Here is a 20,757-nt window from a genome sequence, read left to right as displayed (position 1 = left end):
AATTTTGTTTTATGTCGTCGGGGTTTAAGAGCGGTGAGAAAATATGCGTTATATTGCCATTAATTTTTACCAACATATCGCCCGACCCGAGTAGTTTTTCCTCTCCGCTTTTATCAATACGAGGTCTAATATCGATAATGGCACTGTCATCTAAAAAATCAAGAGACAAAACAGAGATATCAGAGTCGCTCGCATTTTTAAAATTTAAGTTATTCACGCCTTTCAAAAGATCTTTTTTGCCACTATAGACTTTCGAGATTTATTTTCGTATCGCAAGATTATAGTGGATAATTTCTTAAAAAGCGGATATCCTTTACTCCCAAGTAGCTTCAAAATGCTTTTAAAATACAGGCTAAAGTAAGTCAAAAACTTTCAAAGGAGTTTTTATAAAATAGAAGGCGCCTTATTAATAAAGCTAAGCGCAGATACTACGGACTTGCCTTGCTACCGTAAAGTAAATGGATGTTTATGCTAAATATATCTAAACTTAAAGAGATATTTTTCAAGCCAGGCAACGGTAGCGACTGCAACAAAATTAAAAAGAGTATTTCTTGCTTCGTTTAAATTGGCGTATTCTACTTTGCTTCACTATGTTTGTTGTTTTTAAAGCGTAGCTACGAGTGAAGAAAAGTAGAGTTTTAGATGCAATAAAAAAGCAAAACAATCATGGAGCGATGTTCCTATAAAATGAGCCGTATCGTATTTTTAAGTTGATTAGATAAATTTGATCAGCTTACCTTGAGCCAAAAACGATATGCTTTACGCTACGGGTAGATACTGCCGAATTTATAAATTTGGTAAGCGAGCTAAATTTAGGATTCTAAGATTTATGAAATAGACTGAAATTTAACAAGCCACGTGATTGTCTAGTGGCTTTATCTTGCGATTTTGAATGCTGTAAATTTTATATTTTGCTTGCGGCAGACTCTAAAAATTTAAGAGGGGTAGCACGCCGCTACCGCCTCTAAATTTTAGCGTTATACTTTTAGAAGTTCGCTCTCTTTTTCTTTTACGAGCGAGTCGATCTTTGAGGTGTAGCTATCGGTAATCTTTTGGACTTCGTCTTGTCCTTTTTTACTCTCGTCTTCGGTGATAGCTTTATCTTTTTCTAGCTTTTTAACCTCGTCGTTAGCGTCTTTTCTGATGTTTCTGATGCTGACTTTGGCTTTTTCGCCAAATGCCTTAGCGTGCTTTGCGTTTTCTTGGCGTTGCTCAACCGTCATCGGAGGGAAAAATAGCTTCACGCTCTCGCCGTCGTTGTTCGGATTTACGCCGATGTTTGCAGCAGAGATGGCCGCAGTGATAGTTTTTAGCATCGGTTTTTCCCACGGCGTAATGCTTATGGTGCTAGCATCGCTCGTTAGTACGGTGGCTACTTGGTTTAGCGGAGTTTGGCTGCCGTAATAATCAACGTAAATATTATCGACTATGCTTATATTTACCTTGCCCGTGCGAAGCGTGCTAAAGTCGCGTTTTAGGCCCTCGATACACTTCTCGCTATGCTCTTTTTGCTTTTTGTAAATCTCATTCAGCATTTATATCCTTTACTAAAATTTTTGTCGTCGTTTTTCCGTTTACTTTAAGGCTCATTCTGACTTTGTATCGGTCGATCGGCTTGTTAAATTTAAGCGTCATCTGTCCGTTTTCGAGCTTAACTTTTTTTGTTTTTTGCCCTGTCATTGAGAAGTAGCCGTGCGTCGCGTTCTCGTCGGTTTTGATGATAAGTTCGCTAATCTTATTATCCTTCGGATAGTCTTGCGGAAGTATCCATTCGGCTTTTAGAAATTTACTAGCAAGCGCAGACGGCAGATGCGTGCCGTTCATCGCAGGGATCCTATCTAGCTCGTGTAGATCGCTATCTGCCGCGACCGCGCCAGAGTTTTGGCTGAGTATCACTTCTATGCCGTGTTCTATCGCGACGTCGCACACCCTGTCGTTATATTCGCCGAAAGGATATGCAAAATATCGCGGCTTATAGCCCATATTTTTTTCAAATTTGCTTATACCGTCCTCAAAGTCGTTTTTTAGCTTTTCTTCATTAAGTCCGACCATATGCAAGTGGCCGTAGGAGTGATAGCCGACTTCGCCGTATTTTTCGATCTCTTTGATCTGCTCAAAGGTCATAAAGTCGCCGTATTTTCGCGTGGTGGCTTCGACGTAAATCATCAGCGCAAACGGATATCCGTACTCTAAAAATATCGGCAAGCCTTTTTCATAAAAGCTCTTGTAGCCGTCGTCTACGGTTAAAACGACCCAGTTATCAGACACCGGCTCGCCGTTTTTGATCGCGTCGACGAGCTTTGAAAGCGGGATGACCTCGTAGCCTTTTTCTTTAAAATACTCAAACTGTTCGCGTAAATTTTTGCTAGAAATGTTTGTGCTAGGGTGCCTATCGTCGTCAAATCTGTGATAGTTAAAAATGTGCGCGTCAGAAAGCGCAAACTGCGCCGCCGCAAAAAACGCGAGCGCGGAAACTAATTTTTTCATTGACGCTCCTTATTTTTTCTCGCTTACAGGAGCGCTAGGAGCTTGCGGCGCGACTGCCTCAGGAGCCGCAGGCAACGACGAAGTATCGACGCTATCTATGAGAGATTTACTGCTTTGCGTGTTGTAAAAATAGCTTAGCGCTAGGGTGTTTAGGATAAACAAAACACCCACGACGAAGGTAAATTTAGCCAAAAATCCGGCCGGTCCTTTTGCGCCAAATAGGCTTTCGTTACTGCCACTGTACGCGCCTAGCCCAATAGAGGAGCTTTTCTGAAGCAAAACGGCGATCGTCAAAACTACCGCAAAAATAAACTGCAATACTAAAAAAAGCGAATCCATTAAAAATCCTTTTAAATTTTCAAAATTAGTCGCGATTATACTAAAAAAGTTTTGAATTTGGGTTAAATTTCTTTTTCTATCTCATAAAGTTCGTAGCGCACGGCCTTAAAAATCTCGGAAATTTTAACGTCGACGAGCTTAAAACACTCCTCTAAAACCCTTGCGCTTTCTTGTGCGCGTTTAATGTTGGCGGTTTGCAAATCGTCCAAATTTAGGCGAATTTGCTCGTCTTTTAGGCTCGGTTTTAGCACGTCGTTTGCGGCGTCGCGAAATTTTAAGAATTCTTTTTGCGGGATTTTTGATTTGTGGCGGAGATTTTTGATTTTTTTAGCGAGGACTAGGTCGTCAAAGCCGTAACGCCTGACGTCCTCGACGACCCTAAGCCCTTCTTTTAAGCGGTTTAAATTTGCGTCTATTACGCGGTATATCCGCTCATCGTTAGTCATCGCTATTAAAAAATCCTAAGATTCTAAGCAATGAAACGAATAAATTTAAGAAATCAAGATAAAGATCAACTGCGCCCTCGATCGGAGTTTCGTAGTTACCGCGGATGATATTTTGCGTGTCGTAAAGGATATACGCGCTAAATAAAACAGCAGATACGCACGATAGCGCTACCTGAAAAATCGGGCTGTGGAAAAATATATTTATAATCGCAGCCACGAGCAAAACGATAAGCGTGATGAAAAGCATCTTGCCCCACGTCGTAAAGTCGCGCTTGGTGTTCATCGCAAACACGCTAAGTCCGCCAAATGCTACCGTCGTAAGCGTAAAGGCCTGAGCTACTATCGCAGCGCCTCCAGGCATCGCAAAAGTGCGTCCCAAAATAGGCGTAAGCGTAAGTCCGCTAACAAAAGTAAATGCAAAAAGCAGGATCAAATTTAAGCCCGCTTTGCGTTTGGCAAACATTAATCCGACCAAAAGTCCTAGCTCAAGTATCACAAATAGCCAGTAGTTGCCCGCTACCGTCGCTCCTAGCGAGCTATAAAGCCCGACGTAAGCTCCGACGCTGGCTGCTAAAAGCGAAGCCGCAAAAAGCTGATAAGTTTGCTTGATAAACGTGCTAAGCGCGCTTTGCGAATATTCGCCGGCAACCTCATGCTCGCTTGAGCTTGCATAATTTCTGTCATATAAACTCATGTTCTCTCCTTTTTAATTTTTGATGCAAATTTAGCCAAAAATAGGTAAATAAAATATAAAAAATCGCTGAATTTGGCGCGTAAAAAGCAATTTAAAAAATTTTAACGAAGTTTGAAACGTTTTTGATATAATATTTTAAAAAATTATCAGGAAAATACAATGCAAGAAATTTTAGACGGCGCCGTTAAATTTATGGAAGAAGATTTTTTAGAACACAAAGAGCTTTTTGAAAGCCTGGGCGAGAAGCAGACGCCGCACACTCTTTTTGTCGGCTGTATCGACTCGCGCGTCGTGCCTAGCCTCATAACAAACACGATGCCGGGCGACCTAGTCGTCGTGCGAAATATCGCAAATATCGTGCCTCCGTACCGCAAAAGCGAGGAGTTTTTGGCTACGACCTCGGCGATCGAGTACGCCTTGCAAGCGCTAAACGTGCAAAACGTAATCATCTGCGGGCATAGCAACTGCGGCGGCTGCGCGGCTTTGTGGATGGACGAGGCTAAATTTAGCAAAACGCCAAACGTAAAGCGCTGGCTTGACTTGCTAGAGCCAGTAAAAAAGCGCGTGCAAAAGCTTTTTGGCGACAATATCGCAAAAAGAGAGTGGCTAACCGAGCGCTTAAGCCTCGTAAATTCGTTTGAAAATTTACTGAGCTATCCAGACGTCAAGGCTAAATTTAAAGACGAGGAGCTAAAAATTTATGCCTGGCACTACATAATAGAAACGGGCGAAATCTACAACTACAACTTCGCGACGAAGAGCTTTAAACTGCTAGGAGTCGAGAAATGAGAAAAATTTTATCCGCCGTTTTTGCGCTATGCTTTGGCTTAAATTTACTAGCAAATACCAAAATCGACGACATAAACGCCACGGATATCCTAAGCGTCGTAAATCAAATCAACGAGGCAAACGCTCAGATCGCCGTTATCAAAGCCCAATCCGCCGAAAATAACGAAACCGCCGATAAAAACGTGCTTTTTAAAACCGTCTCGGAGAAAAAAGAAAAGCTAATCGAGCAGATCCCCTACCTCATCATGCAAATCGAAATCGACGAGGAGCAGGTGCAAAAATTTAAGCATGAAATGCAAAATTTGGAATCAAAAATCAAACGGCTAAAAAACTCGGACAATCAAAATTTATACGTCAAAAACATGCTCGAGCTTGAGCGTATGCGGCTTGACGGGCTGTTTTACTCCTCGCTTTTAAATTTGGAAAATATCTTCAAAGAAGGCGGCAAGGCCGTGGACGTAAGGCTCGCCGTCGAGGAGACGCTGCTTAGCTTTCAGACGGAGTTTTACTCGCAGTTTAAGGAGTTTAAAGATAGTCTAAACGAGGAAGCGCTCGCTGCGCATAAAGGCGAGCTAGAGGCGCTAGAGGCGCACAAAAAGACGCTTGAGGAGATACTCCACTACCTGCGCGATAACGCCGAGCTGCTCACGTCAAACTACATCATCTCGGAGTTAAATTTAAAAACGGCGATCGATTTTATCAACGAAAAGGCCTCCTTTACGAGTAAATTTAACGTCGGCAAGGCGGCAATCATATTCGTAGTATTTTTGTTTTTCGTCTCGTTTACGACGCTGCTTAGCAGGCTCACGCTGTGGGCTTTGATGAAATTTTTCGTCAAGCACGACTCGGATAGGCAGACCAAAGGGCGCATCGTAGAAATCATCAAGCGCCCGATGCTTCTCACTCTTATCGCCTACGCGATAGATATTTGCGTCTCGATCGCGTACTATCCGGCTCCGATGCCGATAAAATTTGCAAATTTCCTAGCGATCACTTTCGTCATCGCCGTAACCTGGCTCATACTTAGCGTACTAAACGGCTACGGCATGGTGCTCATCAACGAACTCACTAAAAAAAGCGGGCGCAAAGAGGTGATAAATTTGATCCTAAAGATCATCTATTTCATCATCTTCGTTATCGCGCTACTTATCGTGCTTAGCAAGCTCGGGTTTAACGTCAGCGCCATCATCGCGTCTCTTGGTATCGGCGGCCTTGCGGTGGCTCTTGCGACTAAGGACATCTTGGCGAATTTCTTTGCTTCCGTTATGCTGCTCTTTGACAACTCGTTTTCGCAGGGTGACTGGATCGTGTGCGGCGACATCGAGGGAACGGTCGTGGAGATAGGGCTCAGAAAAACGACCGTGCGAACCTTTGATAACGCCCTTATATTCGTGCCAAACTCAAAGCTAGCTAGCGATCCGATCCGAAACTGGAGTAGGCGAAAGATGGGGCGACGCATCAGGATGCTAATCGGGCTAGAATATAGCGCCACGACCGAGCAGATCAAAAAGTGCGTCGATGAGATCAAGCAGATGCTAATCGACCACCCAGACATCGCAAAGGGCGACGATATGGGGTCTAAAAAGGCTAGCAGATATGACCGCGGTATCGTCTCGATCGACGATTTGGCCGGTTATAAGTCGAATTTATTCGTCGTCGTGGACGAGTTTGCCGATAGTTCGATAAATATCCTCGTGTACTGCTTTTCAAAGACGATAGTTTGGGGCGAGTTTTTGGCTGTCAAAGAGGATGTGATGCTAAAAATAATGAATATCGTAGAGGCTAACGGGCTTGGATTTGCCTTCCCTAGCCAGAGCCTATACGTCGAAGAAGTGAAAAAATAATTTTAAAGGAGAGAAAATGAGCGAAGAATTTGACTACGAAGAGGAAGATTTGGAGGAGGAATACTCCGAATTTGACGACGAGAGATCCGAAAAATACAGCTACAACTACGACGAGAACGACTACGAATACGGCGACGAAGACGAAGAGGATAGCTACGAGATGTAATTTGAGCTCAAATTCGGCTTTGCGGGGCAAATTTGCCGGCAGGCCGAATTTGGAGCGTTTAAATTTAGCTTTTACGAGCAAATTCGGCGCGTAGTTTCGGCTAATTTTTGAGCTGAATTTGGACTAACATACGAATTCGTCTTTTTTAATGATCCTAGCAACCGCCACCTTCAAATTTAGGCATTTATATCTAGCTTTCGGATTTTATTTAGAGCTTCTAAAAGCTTGGTTACGTCCGTCCCTTTTTCTTGTTCTGCTTTGATAAATTTCTCAAAAAACTCGCGCTTTATATCCTTGTAAACGTAGGTTTGGCTTTTACTCGTCGCTTTGATCGGTTTAAATTTCTTTTCTTTGGCGGCGTCTGCTTGCGCTTCTTCTTTGACCGTTTCGTCAAAATCGCCTTTTTTTAGTGCGATTTTTTGTAGCGCGTCTCCGATACTCTGGCCGTTTTTAAATACGTCTTTTAGAAATTTAAAAAACTCTTTTTTGCTCGCTTCGTCCGCGTAGCTCACGCGAGTTTCGAGATCTTGCCCAAGAAGCGTAATGCGCTCTTTTGCGGGCGTTTGGTTGAAATTTAGCGCACCGTTTTTGAGCGAAATTTTAACATTTGCGTATTCGCCTAGGATTTTATTTGCCGCGTACTCGAGCCACTTATCTTTAAACTCCTCCTCGCTCATGTCCGAATCCAGCAGTTTCGAGGCCTCGGCGTCCATTACCAGACCGCTGCCGCTACGCATGCCAAGCCCTGTGCCAAACCCGCCCAGATCGACGTTAAATTTACTCAAAAACTTATCCACGCTAAAGACGTCCTGCCCAAATATATCGGACGGATCGCCCGCGTGCGCGATCAGGGCTTGCGTGCTATCTACGAAGCTTTTTAGCTCGGCGGCTTTTTCTTTGTCGGTACTCGGATCAAGCCCGTTTAATTTGCCCCAGATGCTGATTTTATCGTCTCTCGTGTAGCCGCTTAGAGAAAATATCCTCCTTGCAAATATCGGTTCGTCAGGCTTTAGTCCGAGCTCCTTACGCCAATCATCCACAACCTTCTCAAACCCCATTTTTATGCCGAGCCACATACTTAAATTTTTACCGGTTAGCTTATTTGGACCAACCTTATCCGCCCAAATTTTTAGTTGGTCGTAGTCTAATTCGCTTGGATTTACCGTATCGTAATTAATCTGTGCCGTCAAATTTGACATCAAATTCGCCGCTTCTTTTTCCTCGCGCGCTTTTAGATTTTGCCCGCGAGCGCCGCTAAAATCAAAATTTGCATTTGCGTTAAATCCGTTTACGCCGCTTATCATCTAAAATCCTTTTAAAATTTGGCTTTCTAACGATATCGGCAAATTTTGAATAAAATTTAGAGTAAAAGATAAGAAGTGATATCAAATTTACGGTCACCCGCCAAGGCGCATAGATGCTGACGAATCGCCGTAAATTTGCGCCGCATCGCTACCGACCGGCAAACGCTAGCAGAATTTATTTTTGCTCAAAGTCTTCCCAGGGATTTATGCAGTAGGTGCCGCGACCCGCGTGTTTAGCCCTATAAAGAGCATCGTCGGCGCGCTGAAGCAGCAGATCAAACGAGCCGTGTCCAATCTGTCCTTCTGCGATGCCGGCACTCACGGATAGTCCGCTAAATAGCGGATTTTCTTGACAAATTTTAAAAAATCGGTCGATCAAAATTTGCACGCGAGGCGCTATGCTTTGCATATTCGCGCCGTCGGTAAATATCGAGATAAACTCGTCTCCGCCTATGCGTACGTTCATAGCATCGTTAAAAATTTCCTTTATCAGCTCCGCGATCGCGACCAGAGCCTTATCGCCTGCCTGATGTCCGTGCTCGTCGTTTACCTGCTTGAAGCGATCTAAATCCATATAAAGTATGCTCATATGCGTGGTTTTTAGCTTGTCTAAAAATGCGTCCAACTGGTTGCGGTTAGCTAGCCCCGTGAGCTGGTCGTAGTGGGCTAGATGTTCGATATTTTGCAGATACTCGTACTCTTTCGTCACGTCGCGAGCGATGCCTACGGTACCAATGATCGTCTCTCCGTCAAATATCGGCGTTTTATACGTTTTTAGCTTGCTTAGATTGCCGTCTGCCTTCATCACCTCTTCGTCCAGCAGGCAGGTTTTGCGCGCGGCTACGACGTCGTCCTCGGTCTGGACGCAGACGTAGCCCGTTTGTTCGTATATCTCCTTTGGGATATTCCAGATATAGTAGTGATCTTTACCGCGAACATCGTCTTTTTGCTTATCTACGACCTCGCAAAAGGCGTCGTTTACCTCTAGGTGCAGTCCGTCCATATCCTTAAACCAGATCATATCGGGAGACGAGTTTATCATCGTCTGCAACCACGTTTTTTGTAGCCATGCCTCTTTGCGTTCGGCGATCAAATTTAGCGCTTTTTCAAAGTAAAAGTCGTCTAAATTTACGCTTTCTAGCCAAATTTCATCGGCGATTTGCTTTTGTTCGCCGGTTATCTTGTCCGCATCCCTCGCGTAAATCGCCAAAAAGCCGTTTTTGCCGATACGGTTTTTTAGCTCGGGTAAATTTAGTCCGCAGTTCTCGCTTGCGATGATGAGATATTGATTTTCGTCGGGTATGGGCGTAGGGATATCGCTTGAGCTTTTTATAGTGCTAAATTCGTGCGTAAAGCGCGGCTTTGGCTGGATTTTTTCTAAAATTTCAAGCTTTTTTTTTAAATCCTCGCTTAAGCAAATATGCAGTTTAACGCTATACATAATCTCCCCTTTTTTATTTGCGAAAATTATACGACACTTTGGCTTTATTTGGGCTTTTGAGGTAAATTTAGCGCGGCATAATTTAAGGCGAGCAAGGCTTTAGCTAAGCCCGCTCGCAAAATTTAAAGTCGGTTAGTTTTTGTACATAAGATTAGGCAACCAAAGCGAAATCTCCGGGATATACGTCACCAAAATAAGCCCGATAAATAGCGTCAAAGTCCACGGCAAGCATGAGACGATGACGTCTTTTAGATTCATGCCCGTTAGGCCGCTAGCGACGAATAAATTCAGTCCGACAGGCGGCGTGATCATGCCGATTTCCATATTCACGATTAGCAGGATACCAAAGTGCACCGGATCCACGCCTAGCGCGGTTGCGATCGGTAGCAGTAGCGGCACCATGATCATAACGACCGATGAAGGCTCCATAAACTGTCCCATGATGAAAAGCAGGACGTTTACGATGATTAAAAAGCCTATCTTGCCGATATTTGCGGCTAGGATGCTGTCCGCTATCGTTTGCGGGATGTTTTCGCTAGTTAGCAGATACGCAAACACGACCGCGTTTGCGATGATGAAAAATATCATCGCCGTCGTGATGGCAGACTCTAGGCAGATGTCCCACAGGTCTTTAAATTTGATATCTTTATAGACAAATAGCGAAATAATCAGCGCATAAATCGCACTCGCCGCCGCAGCCTCTGTCGGGGTGAAAATGCCGCCGTAGATACCGCCGATAACGACTACTACGATTAGCAGCGCCCAAAATGCTCTAAAGAATTTTTTTATTCGCTCGCTCCAAGGCTCGGGCGTAGTAGCTTTAAATCCAAGCCTTTTCGCTCCGATATAAGTCTGAAGTATCATCATGCCGCCCAGCATCAGTCCAGGCACCACGCCCGCCATAAATAGCCGCGCGATACTGACCTCGGCCGTCACGCCGTAAACGATCATAACGACCGAAGGCGGGATCAAAATGCCTAGAGAGCCTGCGGTTGTGATGCCGCCCACGGCGTACTCTTTCGGATAGCCTGCTTCTTTAATCGCGACAAACATGATGGAGCCTATCGCTACGACCGTAGCGGGCGAGCTGCCAGAAACCGCGGCAAATATAACGCACGCAAATATCGCGCTCATCGGCAGGCCGCCTGGCAGATGTCCGACCATGGATTTAGCAAAATCTATAATGCGTCTAGCAGAGCCGCCCTTGCTCAGTAAATTTCCGGCTAAGATAAACATCGGGATCGCCATAAGGGCAAATTTATTGATACCGTCAAAGATAAGCTGAGGCATCGCCGCGACGTCAAGATCGGTAAAAAGCAGCATCGTTAAAACCGTACTAGCTCCAAGCGAAACGGCGACGGGAACGCCTATAAGCATGAGACCAAACAGCGAGATAAATAAAAATGCGATGGTCATAGGCTCTCCTTAGCTTTTCTTGACCGAGTCGTGTATCATCTCGGCTTCGTTATTTACGATGACCTTATCGGCCGGCGTCATAGCAATCTGGAAAATTTTCTCTCCGGCGCGGTAGCTGGCACCCAGAAACGCTATCGGAAGCACCAACATCGGTATCCATTGCGGTATGCCTAGATCCACGCTCATGAAATCAAGCTCGATCATCACCTGCAAATACTGCACGCTATAAACTACGATAAACATCAAAAATGCCGTCGTTAGTATATTTGCAAAGATGAGATAGGCCTTTGCGACGATGGGCGGAAATCTCTCGATCAAAATCGTAACCGAGATATGAATGCCCTTTCTAAAGCCGTATGCTGCGGCAAAAAACGCCGACCAGATAAAAAGGTAGTTAGTTAGCTCGCCGGCCCACGACCAGCCCGTGTTAAAGCAGTAGCGCATAACGACGTTAATGAATGCTAGCAGCGTGCCTGCAGCGATGCCTAGCACCGCTACGGTTTTGTTTACCGAGGCGATGCCGACATCTAAAATCTCAAAAAATTTACCCATAAAATCCTACTTCGTATTTATCGTTTTTTCTACCAGATCTTGACCGATCACGTTGTAGAAGTTCGGATAAATCGGCTTCATAGCCTCTGCCCATTTGCCCTTTTGATCGGCATTTAGCTCGATTATCTCAAGCTTTTTGCTTTCGCCGGCAAATTTTTTAAGCTCGCTTAAAATATGCTCTTCTTCTTTAGCCGTCTCTTCGCGCTCATAAGCCGTAGCCTCTTTTAGAGCTTGCGTTACGTGAGCCTTCATGTCATCAGGCAAACCTTTCCAAAATTTCTCGCTCATAACGACTAAATATCCCAAATATCCGTGGCCTGATAGCGTTAAAGAGCTTTGCGCCTCGTAAAATTTGGAGTTATAGAAATTTGAAAGCGGGTTTTCCGTCGCATCGACTACGCCTTGCTGAAGAGCCGGATAAACCTCTGAAAAAGGCAATACTTGCGGGTTGCCGCCGACAGCTTTAATCTGCTCTTCAAGCACCTTTGAGCTTTGGATGCGGAATTTTTGCCCCTTAGCGTCCGCAGGCTCTACGATCGGCTTTTTGCTTGAGCTAAAGTGCTTAAATCCAGCGTCCCAAAAATCAAGCGCGATGAAGCCTTTTTTGGCGATCATATCTTTTAAAGCTTGTCCAACTTCGCCGTCTTGAACAGCGTAAAGATGGGCGTTGTCTCTAAAGATAAACGGCAGGTCAAATAGCTGAAACTGCGGTACTATCGGAGTAAATTTAGAAAAACTAGGCGCAGCCATTTGGACGTTGCCAAGCTTTAGCGCGGCAAAAACCCTATCGTCATCCATCAGAGACGCGGCAGGATATACCTCGACCTTGATCGCTCCGCCGCTAAGCTCGCCGACTCTTTTTGCAAAAAAATCGGCAGCCTTGCCTTTTGGCGTAGAGGCGGCCACAACGTGGGCGAATTTGATCGTGTATGTTTTGCCTGCGGCAAACGCGCTTCCGGCCAGCGCGCAGGAAAGAAGCAGTGCGGAAAGTAACTTAAATTTCATGTGATGTCCTTTTTGTGAAATGCGCTATGTGTTAGCTTGAAACGATTATAAAATATAAAACTAGCGAATTTAGAAATTTTCCTTTTTATCTCGTAGAATTTATCCCTTTTATGTGTAAAAAAGTAACATATAAATAAATCTGCGTAAATAATATCGTTATTTCGCTTTACATCTTGCCAGCCCTTACTTAATCAAATGTTACTAAAATACACATTATCTTATATTTTGCTTGCTTTTAAGTTGAAATTTATCATACTAAGCTTTGGTTAAATTTAACGGATCGCTTTTTTTAAAATTACCGCTTTTACGCCCTCTTTGACGCTTCGTTATAGAGCTTAAAAGCTCACTTGAGATTAGGACTTTTAAGCGACGCGGTCTTATCTTTGAGTCGAATTTACGCGCCATAAGATTATTTGAGCTAATAAAATCGCGGCGGCGTATCTTAAGGCTCTATGAGCGAGCTAGCGATTAAAAGCCAGTAATCGCGATATAGGCTAAAATTTGCAAAACCAGCGAGCGCGTCGCTAAATTTATTATAAATGTCAAACATCTGAATTTATCGCAAAATCTACGGTTATTGATAAAAGCTTATTAAAGCGTTAGTAAAATAGTTACTCTTTTATCGCTATAATTACGGATAAATTTTATTACAAAGGAAAAATTATGTTTGAACTTAGAAAACTACCTTTCGATCCGAAAGCAAACGCCGTCGTAAGCGAAGAAACCTGTAACTATCACCACGGCAAGCACCACCAAACCTACGTCAATAACCTAAATAATTTGATAAAAGGTACGGAGTTTGAGGGCACTAGCCTCTTTGATATCTTGGTAAAAAGCTCGGGCGGCGTGTTTAACAACGCGGCTCAGGTCTATAACCACGACTTTTACTGGGATTGCATCGCGAAAAAAAGCCAAATGAGCGACGAGCTAAAGGCGCGCCTGGAAAAAGATATTCCAAATTTTAAAGAGGAGTTTTTAAAGGCTGCGACTACGCTTTTTGGCTCCGGCTGGGCGTGGCTAGTTTATAATCCAAAAGAGGACAAACTGCAAATCGTACAAACAAGCAACGCGCAAACCCCGGTAACTGACGGCCTCGTGCCGCTTCTAGTCGCGGACGTTTGGGAGCACGCATACTACGTCGATCACAGAAACGCGCGCCCGGCGTATTTGGAGAAATTATTTGAAAATATCAACTGGGATTTCGTCTCGAGCGCTTACGAATGGGCGCTAAAAGAGGGGCTAAATTCGGTTAAATTTTACGTTTCCGAGCTTCACGGCGGCGCTAAATCTTGCTGCGGTTGCGGATGCAACTAGTTTAAATCGCTATTTTTGCAGGCTTTTTAAGAGCATTGGCAACAGGCGCGCGGCGGCTTATTTTTCCAAAGTAAGCGTAAGCCCGCGAGTAAATTTAACCTTGAGCGAGGACTCCGCTTGGTTAAATTTACTTTATATAAATTATTTTAAAGTAATATTTCAGTCTCATTTCAAAAAAAGGACAAAAATGAAGAAAATTTTAGTTTCATCTTTGGCGGCTTTTGCCGCAGTTGCTATGCTTAGCGGTTGCCAGGCGAGCAAAAGCGAAAGCTCGAACAAAGCGCAAATCACCAAATCGCAAGCCGAAGTGATTAAATTTACCGGCGTAAACGACCCGAAATACGTCGTCAAACTAAGCTCGACGGACGAATTTAATACCGCCGTGCTAGAAGACAGCAAAGGTCACAAAATCAACCTTAAAAACGCGGTCACCGCAAGCGGCACGAGACTAGCAAACGACGACGGTGCCGAGATTACCTTTAAACGCGGCGAAGGCATCCTAAACCTTGAAAAAGGCGGCGAGGATATTTTCTTAAAATACGACGAATAATTTTTCCGCCGATTTTCGGCGGATTTTTAAATTTATATGGTTTTCGCTTTTTCTTCCGACGAATTTTTCGGCTCTATAATTTTCGTCGCCAAGCTTGGCGATTAGCGATTTTTCCTCATAATCAGCCTAAAACCGCGCCTTTAAATCCAAACTTATCCCAATCAAAAACCGCTGACGAATCATGCCTTTAGGCAATCGGCTTCAAATAACAAAAATTTAGCACAAAAATAAATTTAACGCCTGATTTATAATTTTTGCCGTTTAACGATAAATTTAAGCCCTTCATACGCCCTTAAAGCATTTGATTTGATTACATGCGAGTAGAGCTTCGCCATTACGCCCTTATGATTTATTGCTTTTACGTTAAATTTTCAGCGATCTAATTTGAAATTTAAGTGCCTCTATCACCGCGGCAAAATGATGTAAAAAATATAGATTTTGTTTAAAGCGGAGCTTTTATTGTAATCGCCTACGCGCGCAATGCAAAGTCCTGATAAATAATCCGCGATTACGCCGCAGATAAAGCTTCGCTTCCGCTCGCGCCGATTTTAAATTTTACTTTCTAAGTGCCTAAAATTTCGGCTTTTTTGCCTATGACCGTAGCGCTTGAGCGAGGTTTTTTAATTTTATCAAACGTTTATCTAAATCCGCGCGCGTTACACCGTATTTGCTCGTACGCCCCGCAAAACCGCCGCCGGCAACTAGAGGGCGCGATATTTTTGAGCCGATTACTTAGGCTGAGCTTCTTGATTTACGCAGCTTTCAAATATAAATTTATGCTCCTGCGGCAGCGACTCGTAAAGCTTTAGCGAGAGGCTTCTGATCTCCCAAAGCGCCGATTTTGAGCTGCGAAGAGAGAGGAAATTTTGCAAACTGCGCGCGTTTACGCTCCACGTGAGTTCGGTTTTGTAGCACTCGGGCAGGCAGTACTTGACGATGTCAAGGCTTTTTGTAGTGTTTGCGAGGATTTCGCGCAGGTTTTCTAGCGCTTTGACGCTTGCGTTATCGACCGTTTCGTCGCCCGTTAATACTATAAATCTCGCCGCCCGCTCAAAGTCGCCAAGCTCAAATTTAGCCTCTTTTTTTAGCTCTTTTAGCGTGTATCGCGTTGATTTGACGCTGAGGCTCGCTACGCGGTGACGGGCTAGCTCTTGCAGCAGGGCGCGCGAGATGCCTTGGATGTAGAAGTTGTAGGAGAGGTGCTCGAGCGTGCTGGCGTGTTTAAATTTATTGCCGACGCGCTCGATGAGCTCGACGTCTTTTTCGCCGCCGTTGTCGCCTTTTTCGAAGCTTTGCCAGCACGTGCGGATCGCGTGCGAGCAGATGTTTAGCGGGGTGTAGTTTAGAAGCGTTACTTGCATTTTTGACTCTTTTAGTTAAATTTAGCGGTAAATTTAACTAAAAATCGATAAAAATTTGATTTTAGTAGATGATATTTGAGATAATATTTTTTAGCTCATCTTTAGAGGTTTTGTTATCCGCTAGATCTACTACCGCATCTTCCATAATACTCGCAAAATGTACGAAGTATCCGTCCATTCCATTTAATTCTAAAAAATATATTCCAAGCTGTATGGCGGTTCGTTTGTTGCCGTCTAAAAAGGGATGAAATTTGACGCACGAAAATACGATATGAGTTATTTTATCTAAAAAATTCGGATAAAATTCATCATTTCTAACGTGCTCCAAAGCAGAAGCCAGATAACCGATACTAACTTCGTTATAGCCGCTTTTGCCGCCTATATTTTCGATGATGTCGTTATGTATTTCTACCGCGTCTTTTATATCTGGATAGATCATTTATCTTTTAGCCGCTCGTAAATTGCTTTTATTTTAGGATTATTTAAAACGACTTTTTTTAATTTTTCTTTTATCTCTTTTTTGATTTCTTCTTCTTTTTTTTGCATATTTTATCCTAAATTTTTAAGCGAGTATAGCATATTTTATAAAGCTAGGGCGGTTTTATCCGCCCTAAGAATTAAAATTATTTTAATTGAAGCAGCGTGTTTAGCATCTCGTCGCTAGTCGTGATCGTCTTTGAGTTAGCTTGGAAGCCGCGCTGTACGACGATGAGCTGAGTTAGCGAGCGAGATAGATCGACGTTACTCATCTCAAGGCTTGAGGCCGAAATTTTACCGCGTCCGGCAGTTTGAGCCGCGCCGATGATTGGGTCGCCCGAGTTTGCCGTGCGGGAGAATAAATTTCCGCCCTCGCCGGCTAAGCCTTGATTATTTGCAAATTTAGCCACGCCCACTTGCGCTAGTCCTAGGCTTCTGCCGTTGGTAAAAGAGCCTATGAGAGTGCCTGCTCCGTCTATCCTTAGTCCGTGTAGCTCGCCGCTAGCATATCCGTCTTGGCTGATGTCGGAGGTGCTTGAGTTGTTATCGGTGCTGGTTAGTCCGTCGGTAGTCTGGGTAGTACCGAATTTTAGCTCGATATGCTGACCGATAGACGAGCCGTTTTGCGCGCCGAAGGTAATGCTAGCAGGGCTATACGTCGCTAGCGAGCCGTCCGGGTTAAATCTCACGTAACCGGTTATCACGTTTTTAGGCTCTGTAGTGCTTATTTGATTTGGTTCGGCCACCTGGATCACCATCGTCCACTCCGTTCCGCCGTTTTCGGTATAACCGCGTTTTACGAAGTCCATCTTGACGTTATGTTTCGTGCCTAGGCTGTCGTAGATATCGGTGCTAGAGCTGTGAGCCGCCATGTTTAGGCTATCGGTTACTCTTGCGGCGTCTCCGGAGCTTAACGAACCTGAGAGCGGCGCCATAGATGCCGTAAATTTAACGTTTTCGGTTACGTTGTTGGCGGCATTTGTTAGACCCGTGACGGCTAAATTTATATTATTGTCATTGTCGTCAGTATTGTCATTGTTCGTCGTGCCGCCTCCGGTTGCGTCCGTACGGTCGTTGTCGTCGGAGTTAAAGGCATCTCCGCTAGGATTTTTTACTTGAAACTGCCCGTGCTCGTTTACGGTTATCTCCACGCCGTCGTTTTTATTTTCATTACGAGAAGCCGCAGCCTCAAAATCGGTTTGATTAGGTTTTCCGGTTCCGTCGTTATCTATCCTTGTTCCTTTGTAGTTAGTCCAGAGCCTAGCGTCTTTTTGCATCGCTTCGCGCAAATCCTCGGTAGTCGTTACCTCTCTAGCCATAGAATCATCATAGGTATGCTGCGCGCTTACGCGGGTTTTGTTGTAAGTATATTGGTATGCGGTTAGGATATTGGTCGTTTTAAAATCTGTTGTAGCCCAAGCTGGATCAGTTTCATTATTTACGGTCATTTTTATATTTCTGGTGGCTGCGGTAGTGCCTAGGTTGTTTCTGTTGGTTAGAACCAGTTGATTGCCGTTTATGACGCTAGCTTCTACGCCCGTTTTGCTATATCTTTGATTTATGGCCGTAGCTAGCTCGCTTACGCTATTTACCGTTGCTACTATGGTCTCGCCGTTTAGTTTTATGTTCAAATTTTTAGGCGGCGCAAAGGTTCCGTCGTTTCTAGCGCCTACGTCCATGGCTCTAGTTTTGGCGTCTGCGTAGCTGACCCAGATACCCTGCCCCGTGCGTAGATTATACGCGTCGCCGGCATTATTAAACAAAACGCCAAGATCGGCTCCGCGCTCGGTCATCCTCTGCTCGCCTTGCCTATTTACGTAAAATCTATTTTCGCCGATATTGTTTTCTTCGTGTCTTTCCGTGTCGGTTTTGATGCTGTCTTTATTGGTATCGACCCAGTTATGATACTGATCGAGTTGGTAGATAGGTATTTTTTTATTTCCTACGTCGTTACCGCTGTCTAAGTTTCCCTTTAGAGCGATATTCGTCGTGGCGCGCGCAGGTACGGTTAGACCGGTGGGTATCTTTATATCGCTAAGAGGTCTGGTCGGATCTATCTCGCCCGTAACCTCGTCCCTCATCCAGCCTTGCACGATATTTCCGCCGTTATCGACGAAGTTACCCTCGCTATCCCTTGAAAAATCGCCGTTTCTAGTATAGTAGGTGGTCTTGCCGCCGTCCGGGCTAACCATGAAAAACCCATCGCCTTGAAGCGCGATATCGGTTTGCTTGTCGGTGGTTTGCAAAGAGCCTTGCTTAAAAATCCTCGTCGTGGAGTTTATCTGAGTGCCTAGACCCACTTCCATGTTATTTACGCCGCCGTGCTGATTTTGCGGTGCGGTAGCGATACGCGAAGTTTGATAGATAAGGTCGTCGAAATTTGCGCGGTTGTATTTGTAGCCGACGGTGTTTACGTTGGCGATGTTGTTGCCCTCGACGTCCATAGCGATCTGGTGAGCTTGCAGTCCGGTAACGCCTGCCCATAGCGATCTCATCATAGTTTATCCTTTGTAAAAAGTGAAATTTAAGCTAGCCAAAGCAAAAGACGTTCCAAATTTTAAATTTGGTTTAGCATTTGTAAAGGTAACGGCAAAAAGAATATATGAGCTAAATTTTGTAAATTTACTTCAAAATTTGAATGGAAAAAATTAAGGCGCAGTATTTTTTTACTAGACAAGACGGAATTTAAATTTTAAGCGTAGGCTAGACAGTTAGTCTGCCGAGCTTAAAATTTAAATTCCAACGCAGTATAGCGGAAAAAGACAAGCCGTAAAATTTACAAAATCATCGCACCGATAACGCCGCCGATTAGCAACGGTATATTAAAGAATATGAACGTCGGCACGCACGTATCGTAGATGTGATTGTGCTGTCCGTCGGCATTTAAGCCGCTTGTTGGCCCTAGTGTGCTGTCGCTAGCGGGACTGCCCGCATCGCCTAGAGCCGCCGCGATACCAACTAGCAAGATAATGGCCGCCGGAGAAAATCCCAGCGATAGCGAAAACGGCACGTAGATCGCCGCGATGATCGGTATCGTGCCAAAACTCGTGCCGATGCCCATGGTAACTAGCAAACCGATAGCTAGCATAAGTATCGCGCCGCCTATTTTGCCGCCCACCACCTCGCTAGCAAAGCCCACTAGCTGCTCGATACCGCCGCTCTCGCGCAAAACCGAGCCAAAGCCTGCCGCAACTAGCATGATAAATGCGATAAAGCCCATCATCGCTAGGCCGCTGTCCATGATTTTGTCGATTTTACGGTACTCGATACCGCCCAAAACTATCATGACTAAAAGCCCAAGAAGCGCGCCAAGAGGCATGCTTTCGGTATAAATTTGCACTCCAAAGGCTACTACCGCGCCGCCTAGCACCGCCCACTCTTTTTTAGTCATTTTTAGGCTTGCGGCCATCTGCGCCTCTCGCTCCTCGCTCGTTTCAAATTTAGTGTGCGCGTAGTCGCGTCTTTTGCGGTAAAAGACGAAAATCGCCAAAAAGAGTCCGACTAGCATTGAGGCTCCGCCTATCCACATCACGTCCGAGATCTGGCTCATCTTCACCGTTACGCCGTTGTTTGCTAGCTCTTTTTGTATGATACCGTGAAAGATAAGGCCAAAACCGACGCTAAGGCTAACATACGGCGCCTTTAGTCCGAAAGTAAGAGCGCACGCCACGGCTCGGCGGTCGATGCCTAGGCGGTTCATCAGCGGCAAAAGCGGCGGGATGAGAATCGGGATGAAAGCGATATGCACGGGAATCAAATTTTGCGAAAAGCACGCGATCGCGGCGATGATAAGCGCGAAATAGGTGCTGGTTTTTGCTAGAGCCTTGCTAACGGCATTTATGAGGATCGCGGTTAGGTTCGTGTCGGCTATCGCGGCTGCAAGCGCGCCTAGCAGGATGTAGCTGAGCGAAGTTTGTAGGTTGCCGCTCATGCCCGTTATCAGCGTCGAAGTAGTCGCCTTTAGCGCGCCAAAAAAGGCCCCTACGCCCTCAAATCCGCCGTGATAGATGAGTCCCGCGACTAGGGCGGAGACGAGGATAGAAAGTAGGATGTTAAACCTCAGCAAACAAAGCGCGGTCATCACGACGATGCTGATAACGACGGGATTGGTTAGCATTTTTAATCCTTTTTTGATTTTTAAATTTATCGAGCGCTAAATTTACGACTCGGCGCGAATACGGTCAAATTTAAGCATAGCCATTAAAGCGAAATCAAGCAGACTAGGCGCCGGGCGCCAAAGCTGCCCTCGAAGCTTAAAAAGCTAAATTTATCCTCGGTGAATTCAGCCCTAAATTTAACCCTAAATCAACGGCGCTAAGACGAACCGAAGTTAAAATTATCGCATTTTCTTGCGCTAGAACCTAAATTAGCCGTTTAATTACGCCTAGCCCATTTGCCCGACTTTGCGCTAAATCTATGAGCGAAAAAACCCGCAAATGCTAAATTTACGTACGTTAGGCAAAAGCTAGATTGCCCGGTCGCCAAACGGCTTTTATTTACCGATACGGCTCATATCCTTGGGCGCAAATTTTCTTGCAAAGAGTCGCTTTCGGTTACTTTTAATAATTTTAT

20 protein-coding genes are annotated in these 20,757 nt (G+C 44.7%); 5 read left to right on the top strand and 15 right to left on the bottom strand.

Annotation, left to right across the window (positions count from 1 at the left end; all coding sequences use genetic code 11):
* The 6 genes from QZ157_RS03860 to QZ157_RS03835 form a co-directional block, all read right to left on the bottom strand.
* The coding region (locus QZ157_RS03860; protein ID WP_295142043.1) for a hypothetical protein at positions 1–226 on the bottom strand (226 nt) is incomplete at its 3' end.
* Positions 227–977: 751 nt separating this feature from the next.
* On the bottom strand, positions 978–1,535 hold the full coding sequence (gene frr / locus QZ157_RS03855; protein ID WP_295142041.1) for a ribosome recycling factor: 558 nt from the start codon (positions 1,533–1,535) through the stop codon (positions 978–980).
* Positions 1,525–2,487: a polysaccharide deacetylase family protein gene (locus QZ157_RS03850; RefSeq protein WP_295142038.1), complete on the bottom strand. Its 963-nt coding sequence runs from the start codon at positions 2,485–2,487 to the stop codon at positions 1,525–1,527. Before QZ157_RS03850 ends, frr begins: the two co-directional genes overlap by 11 nt.
* Before the next feature lie 9 nt (positions 2,488–2,496).
* Positions 2,497–2,826, bottom strand: a complete 330-nt coding sequence (secG, locus tag QZ157_RS03845; protein ID WP_295142035.1) for a preprotein translocase subunit SecG — start codon at positions 2,824–2,826, stop codon at positions 2,497–2,499.
* A 62-nt stretch (positions 2,827–2,888) separates the two neighbouring features.
* Positions 2,889–3,272, bottom strand: a complete 384-nt coding sequence (locus QZ157_RS03840; RefSeq protein ID WP_295142032.1) for a thiamine-phosphate pyrophosphorylase — start codon at positions 3,270–3,272, stop codon at positions 2,889–2,891.
* On the bottom strand, positions 3,265–3,966 hold the full coding sequence (locus QZ157_RS03835; RefSeq protein ID WP_295142029.1) for a Bax inhibitor-1/YccA family protein: 702 nt from the start codon (positions 3,964–3,966) through the stop codon (positions 3,265–3,267). Before QZ157_RS03835 ends, QZ157_RS03840 begins: the two co-directional genes overlap by 8 nt.
* Positions 3,967–4,125: 159 nt before the next feature.
* On the opposite strand from QZ157_RS03835, the gene QZ157_RS03830 reads away from it, so the two are divergent.
* From QZ157_RS03830 to QZ157_RS03820, 3 genes are read left to right on the top strand one after another with little or no spacing between them, the layout of a single operon-like run.
* Positions 4,126–4,755 (top strand): carbonic anhydrase, encoded by a 630-nt coding sequence (locus QZ157_RS03830; RefSeq protein WP_295142027.1) that lies wholly within the window; start codon positions 4,126–4,128, stop codon positions 4,753–4,755.
* Positions 4,752–6,599 carry a mechanosensitive ion channel domain-containing protein gene (locus QZ157_RS03825; RefSeq protein WP_295142024.1) on the top strand — a complete coding sequence of 616 codons (1,848 nt, stop codon included), beginning with the start codon at positions 4,752–4,754 and terminating at the stop codon, positions 6,597–6,599. The genes QZ157_RS03830 and QZ157_RS03825 overlap by 4 nt, the downstream gene beginning before the upstream one ends.
* 16 nt (positions 6,600–6,615) lie before the next feature.
* Positions 6,616–6,765 (top strand): hypothetical protein, encoded by a 150-nt coding sequence (locus QZ157_RS03820; RefSeq protein WP_163026379.1) that lies wholly within the window; start codon positions 6,616–6,618, stop codon positions 6,763–6,765.
* A 176-nt stretch (positions 6,766–6,941) separates the two neighbouring features.
* On the opposite strand, the gene QZ157_RS03815 is transcribed toward QZ157_RS03820, so the two are convergent.
* The 5 genes from QZ157_RS03815 to QZ157_RS03795 form a co-directional block, all read right to left on the bottom strand.
* The gene (locus QZ157_RS03815) at positions 6,942–8,069 is read right to left on the bottom strand and encodes a hypothetical protein (RefSeq protein WP_295142020.1); all 1,128 of its coding nucleotides are present in this window, start codon (positions 8,067–8,069) and stop codon (positions 6,942–6,944) included.
* A 175-nt stretch (positions 8,070–8,244) separates the two neighbouring features.
* A complete protein-coding gene (locus tag QZ157_RS03810; RefSeq protein WP_295142017.1) occupies positions 8,245–9,510 on the bottom strand; it encodes a sensor domain-containing diguanylate cyclase in 1,266 nt (421 codons plus the stop codon).
* Between the two features lie 132 nt (positions 9,511–9,642).
* Positions 9,643–10,926 carry a TRAP transporter large permease subunit gene (locus QZ157_RS03805; RefSeq protein ID WP_295142015.1) on the bottom strand — a complete coding sequence of 428 codons (1,284 nt, stop codon included), beginning with the start codon at positions 10,924–10,926 and terminating at the stop codon, positions 9,643–9,645.
* Between the two features lie 9 nt (positions 10,927–10,935).
* Positions 10,936–11,478 carry a TRAP transporter small permease gene (locus QZ157_RS03800; RefSeq protein ID WP_295142012.1) on the bottom strand — a complete coding sequence of 181 codons (543 nt, stop codon included), beginning with the start codon at positions 11,476–11,478 and terminating at the stop codon, positions 10,936–10,938.
* Positions 11,479–11,484: 6 nt separating this feature from the next.
* A complete protein-coding gene (locus QZ157_RS03795; protein WP_295142009.1) occupies positions 11,485–12,483 on the bottom strand; it encodes a DctP family TRAP transporter solute-binding subunit in 999 nt (332 codons plus the stop codon).
* 663 nt (positions 12,484–13,146) lie between these two features.
* Between QZ157_RS03795 and sodB the strand changes: the two genes are divergently transcribed.
* Positions 13,147–13,797 (top strand): superoxide dismutase [Fe], encoded by a 651-nt coding sequence (gene sodB / locus QZ157_RS03790; protein WP_295142006.1) that lies wholly within the window; start codon positions 13,147–13,149, stop codon positions 13,795–13,797.
* A gap of 187 nt (positions 13,798–13,984) precedes the next feature.
* Positions 13,985–14,347 (top strand): hypothetical protein, encoded by a 363-nt coding sequence (locus QZ157_RS03785; RefSeq protein ID WP_295142003.1) that lies wholly within the window; start codon positions 13,985–13,987, stop codon positions 14,345–14,347.
* A 728-nt stretch (positions 14,348–15,075) separates the two neighbouring features.
* Here the strand turns inward: QZ157_RS03785 and thyX are convergent.
* From thyX to QZ157_RS03765, 4 genes are all read right to left on the bottom strand, one after another.
* Positions 15,076–15,708 carry an FAD-dependent thymidylate synthase gene (gene thyX, locus QZ157_RS03780; protein ID WP_295142000.1) on the bottom strand — a complete coding sequence of 211 codons (633 nt, stop codon included), beginning with the start codon at positions 15,706–15,708 and terminating at the stop codon, positions 15,076–15,078.
* 61 nt (positions 15,709–15,769) lie between these two features.
* Positions 15,770–16,147 carry a type II toxin-antitoxin system death-on-curing family toxin gene (locus QZ157_RS03775; protein WP_295141997.1) on the bottom strand — a complete coding sequence of 126 codons (378 nt, stop codon included), beginning with the start codon at positions 16,145–16,147 and terminating at the stop codon, positions 15,770–15,772.
* 184 nt (positions 16,148–16,331) lie between these two features.
* Positions 16,332–18,683 carry a flagellar hook protein FlgE gene (gene flgE / locus QZ157_RS03770; protein ID WP_295141994.1) on the bottom strand — a complete coding sequence of 784 codons (2,352 nt, stop codon included), beginning with the start codon at positions 18,681–18,683 and terminating at the stop codon, positions 16,332–16,334.
* A gap of 278 nt (positions 18,684–18,961) precedes the next feature.
* Positions 18,962–20,302 (bottom strand): Na+/H+ antiporter NhaC family protein, encoded by a 1,341-nt coding sequence (locus QZ157_RS03765; RefSeq protein WP_295141991.1) that lies wholly within the window; start codon positions 20,300–20,302, stop codon positions 18,962–18,964.
* Positions 20,303–20,757: the final 455 nt, after the last annotated feature.

Source organism: uncultured Campylobacter sp., assembly GCF_905372745.1.
Taxonomy (GTDB): domain Bacteria; phylum Campylobacterota; class Campylobacteria; order Campylobacterales; family Campylobacteraceae; genus Campylobacter_A.
Note: the sequence above shows the minus strand (reverse complement) of the source record. Positions and strands in the feature narration are given on the sequence as shown.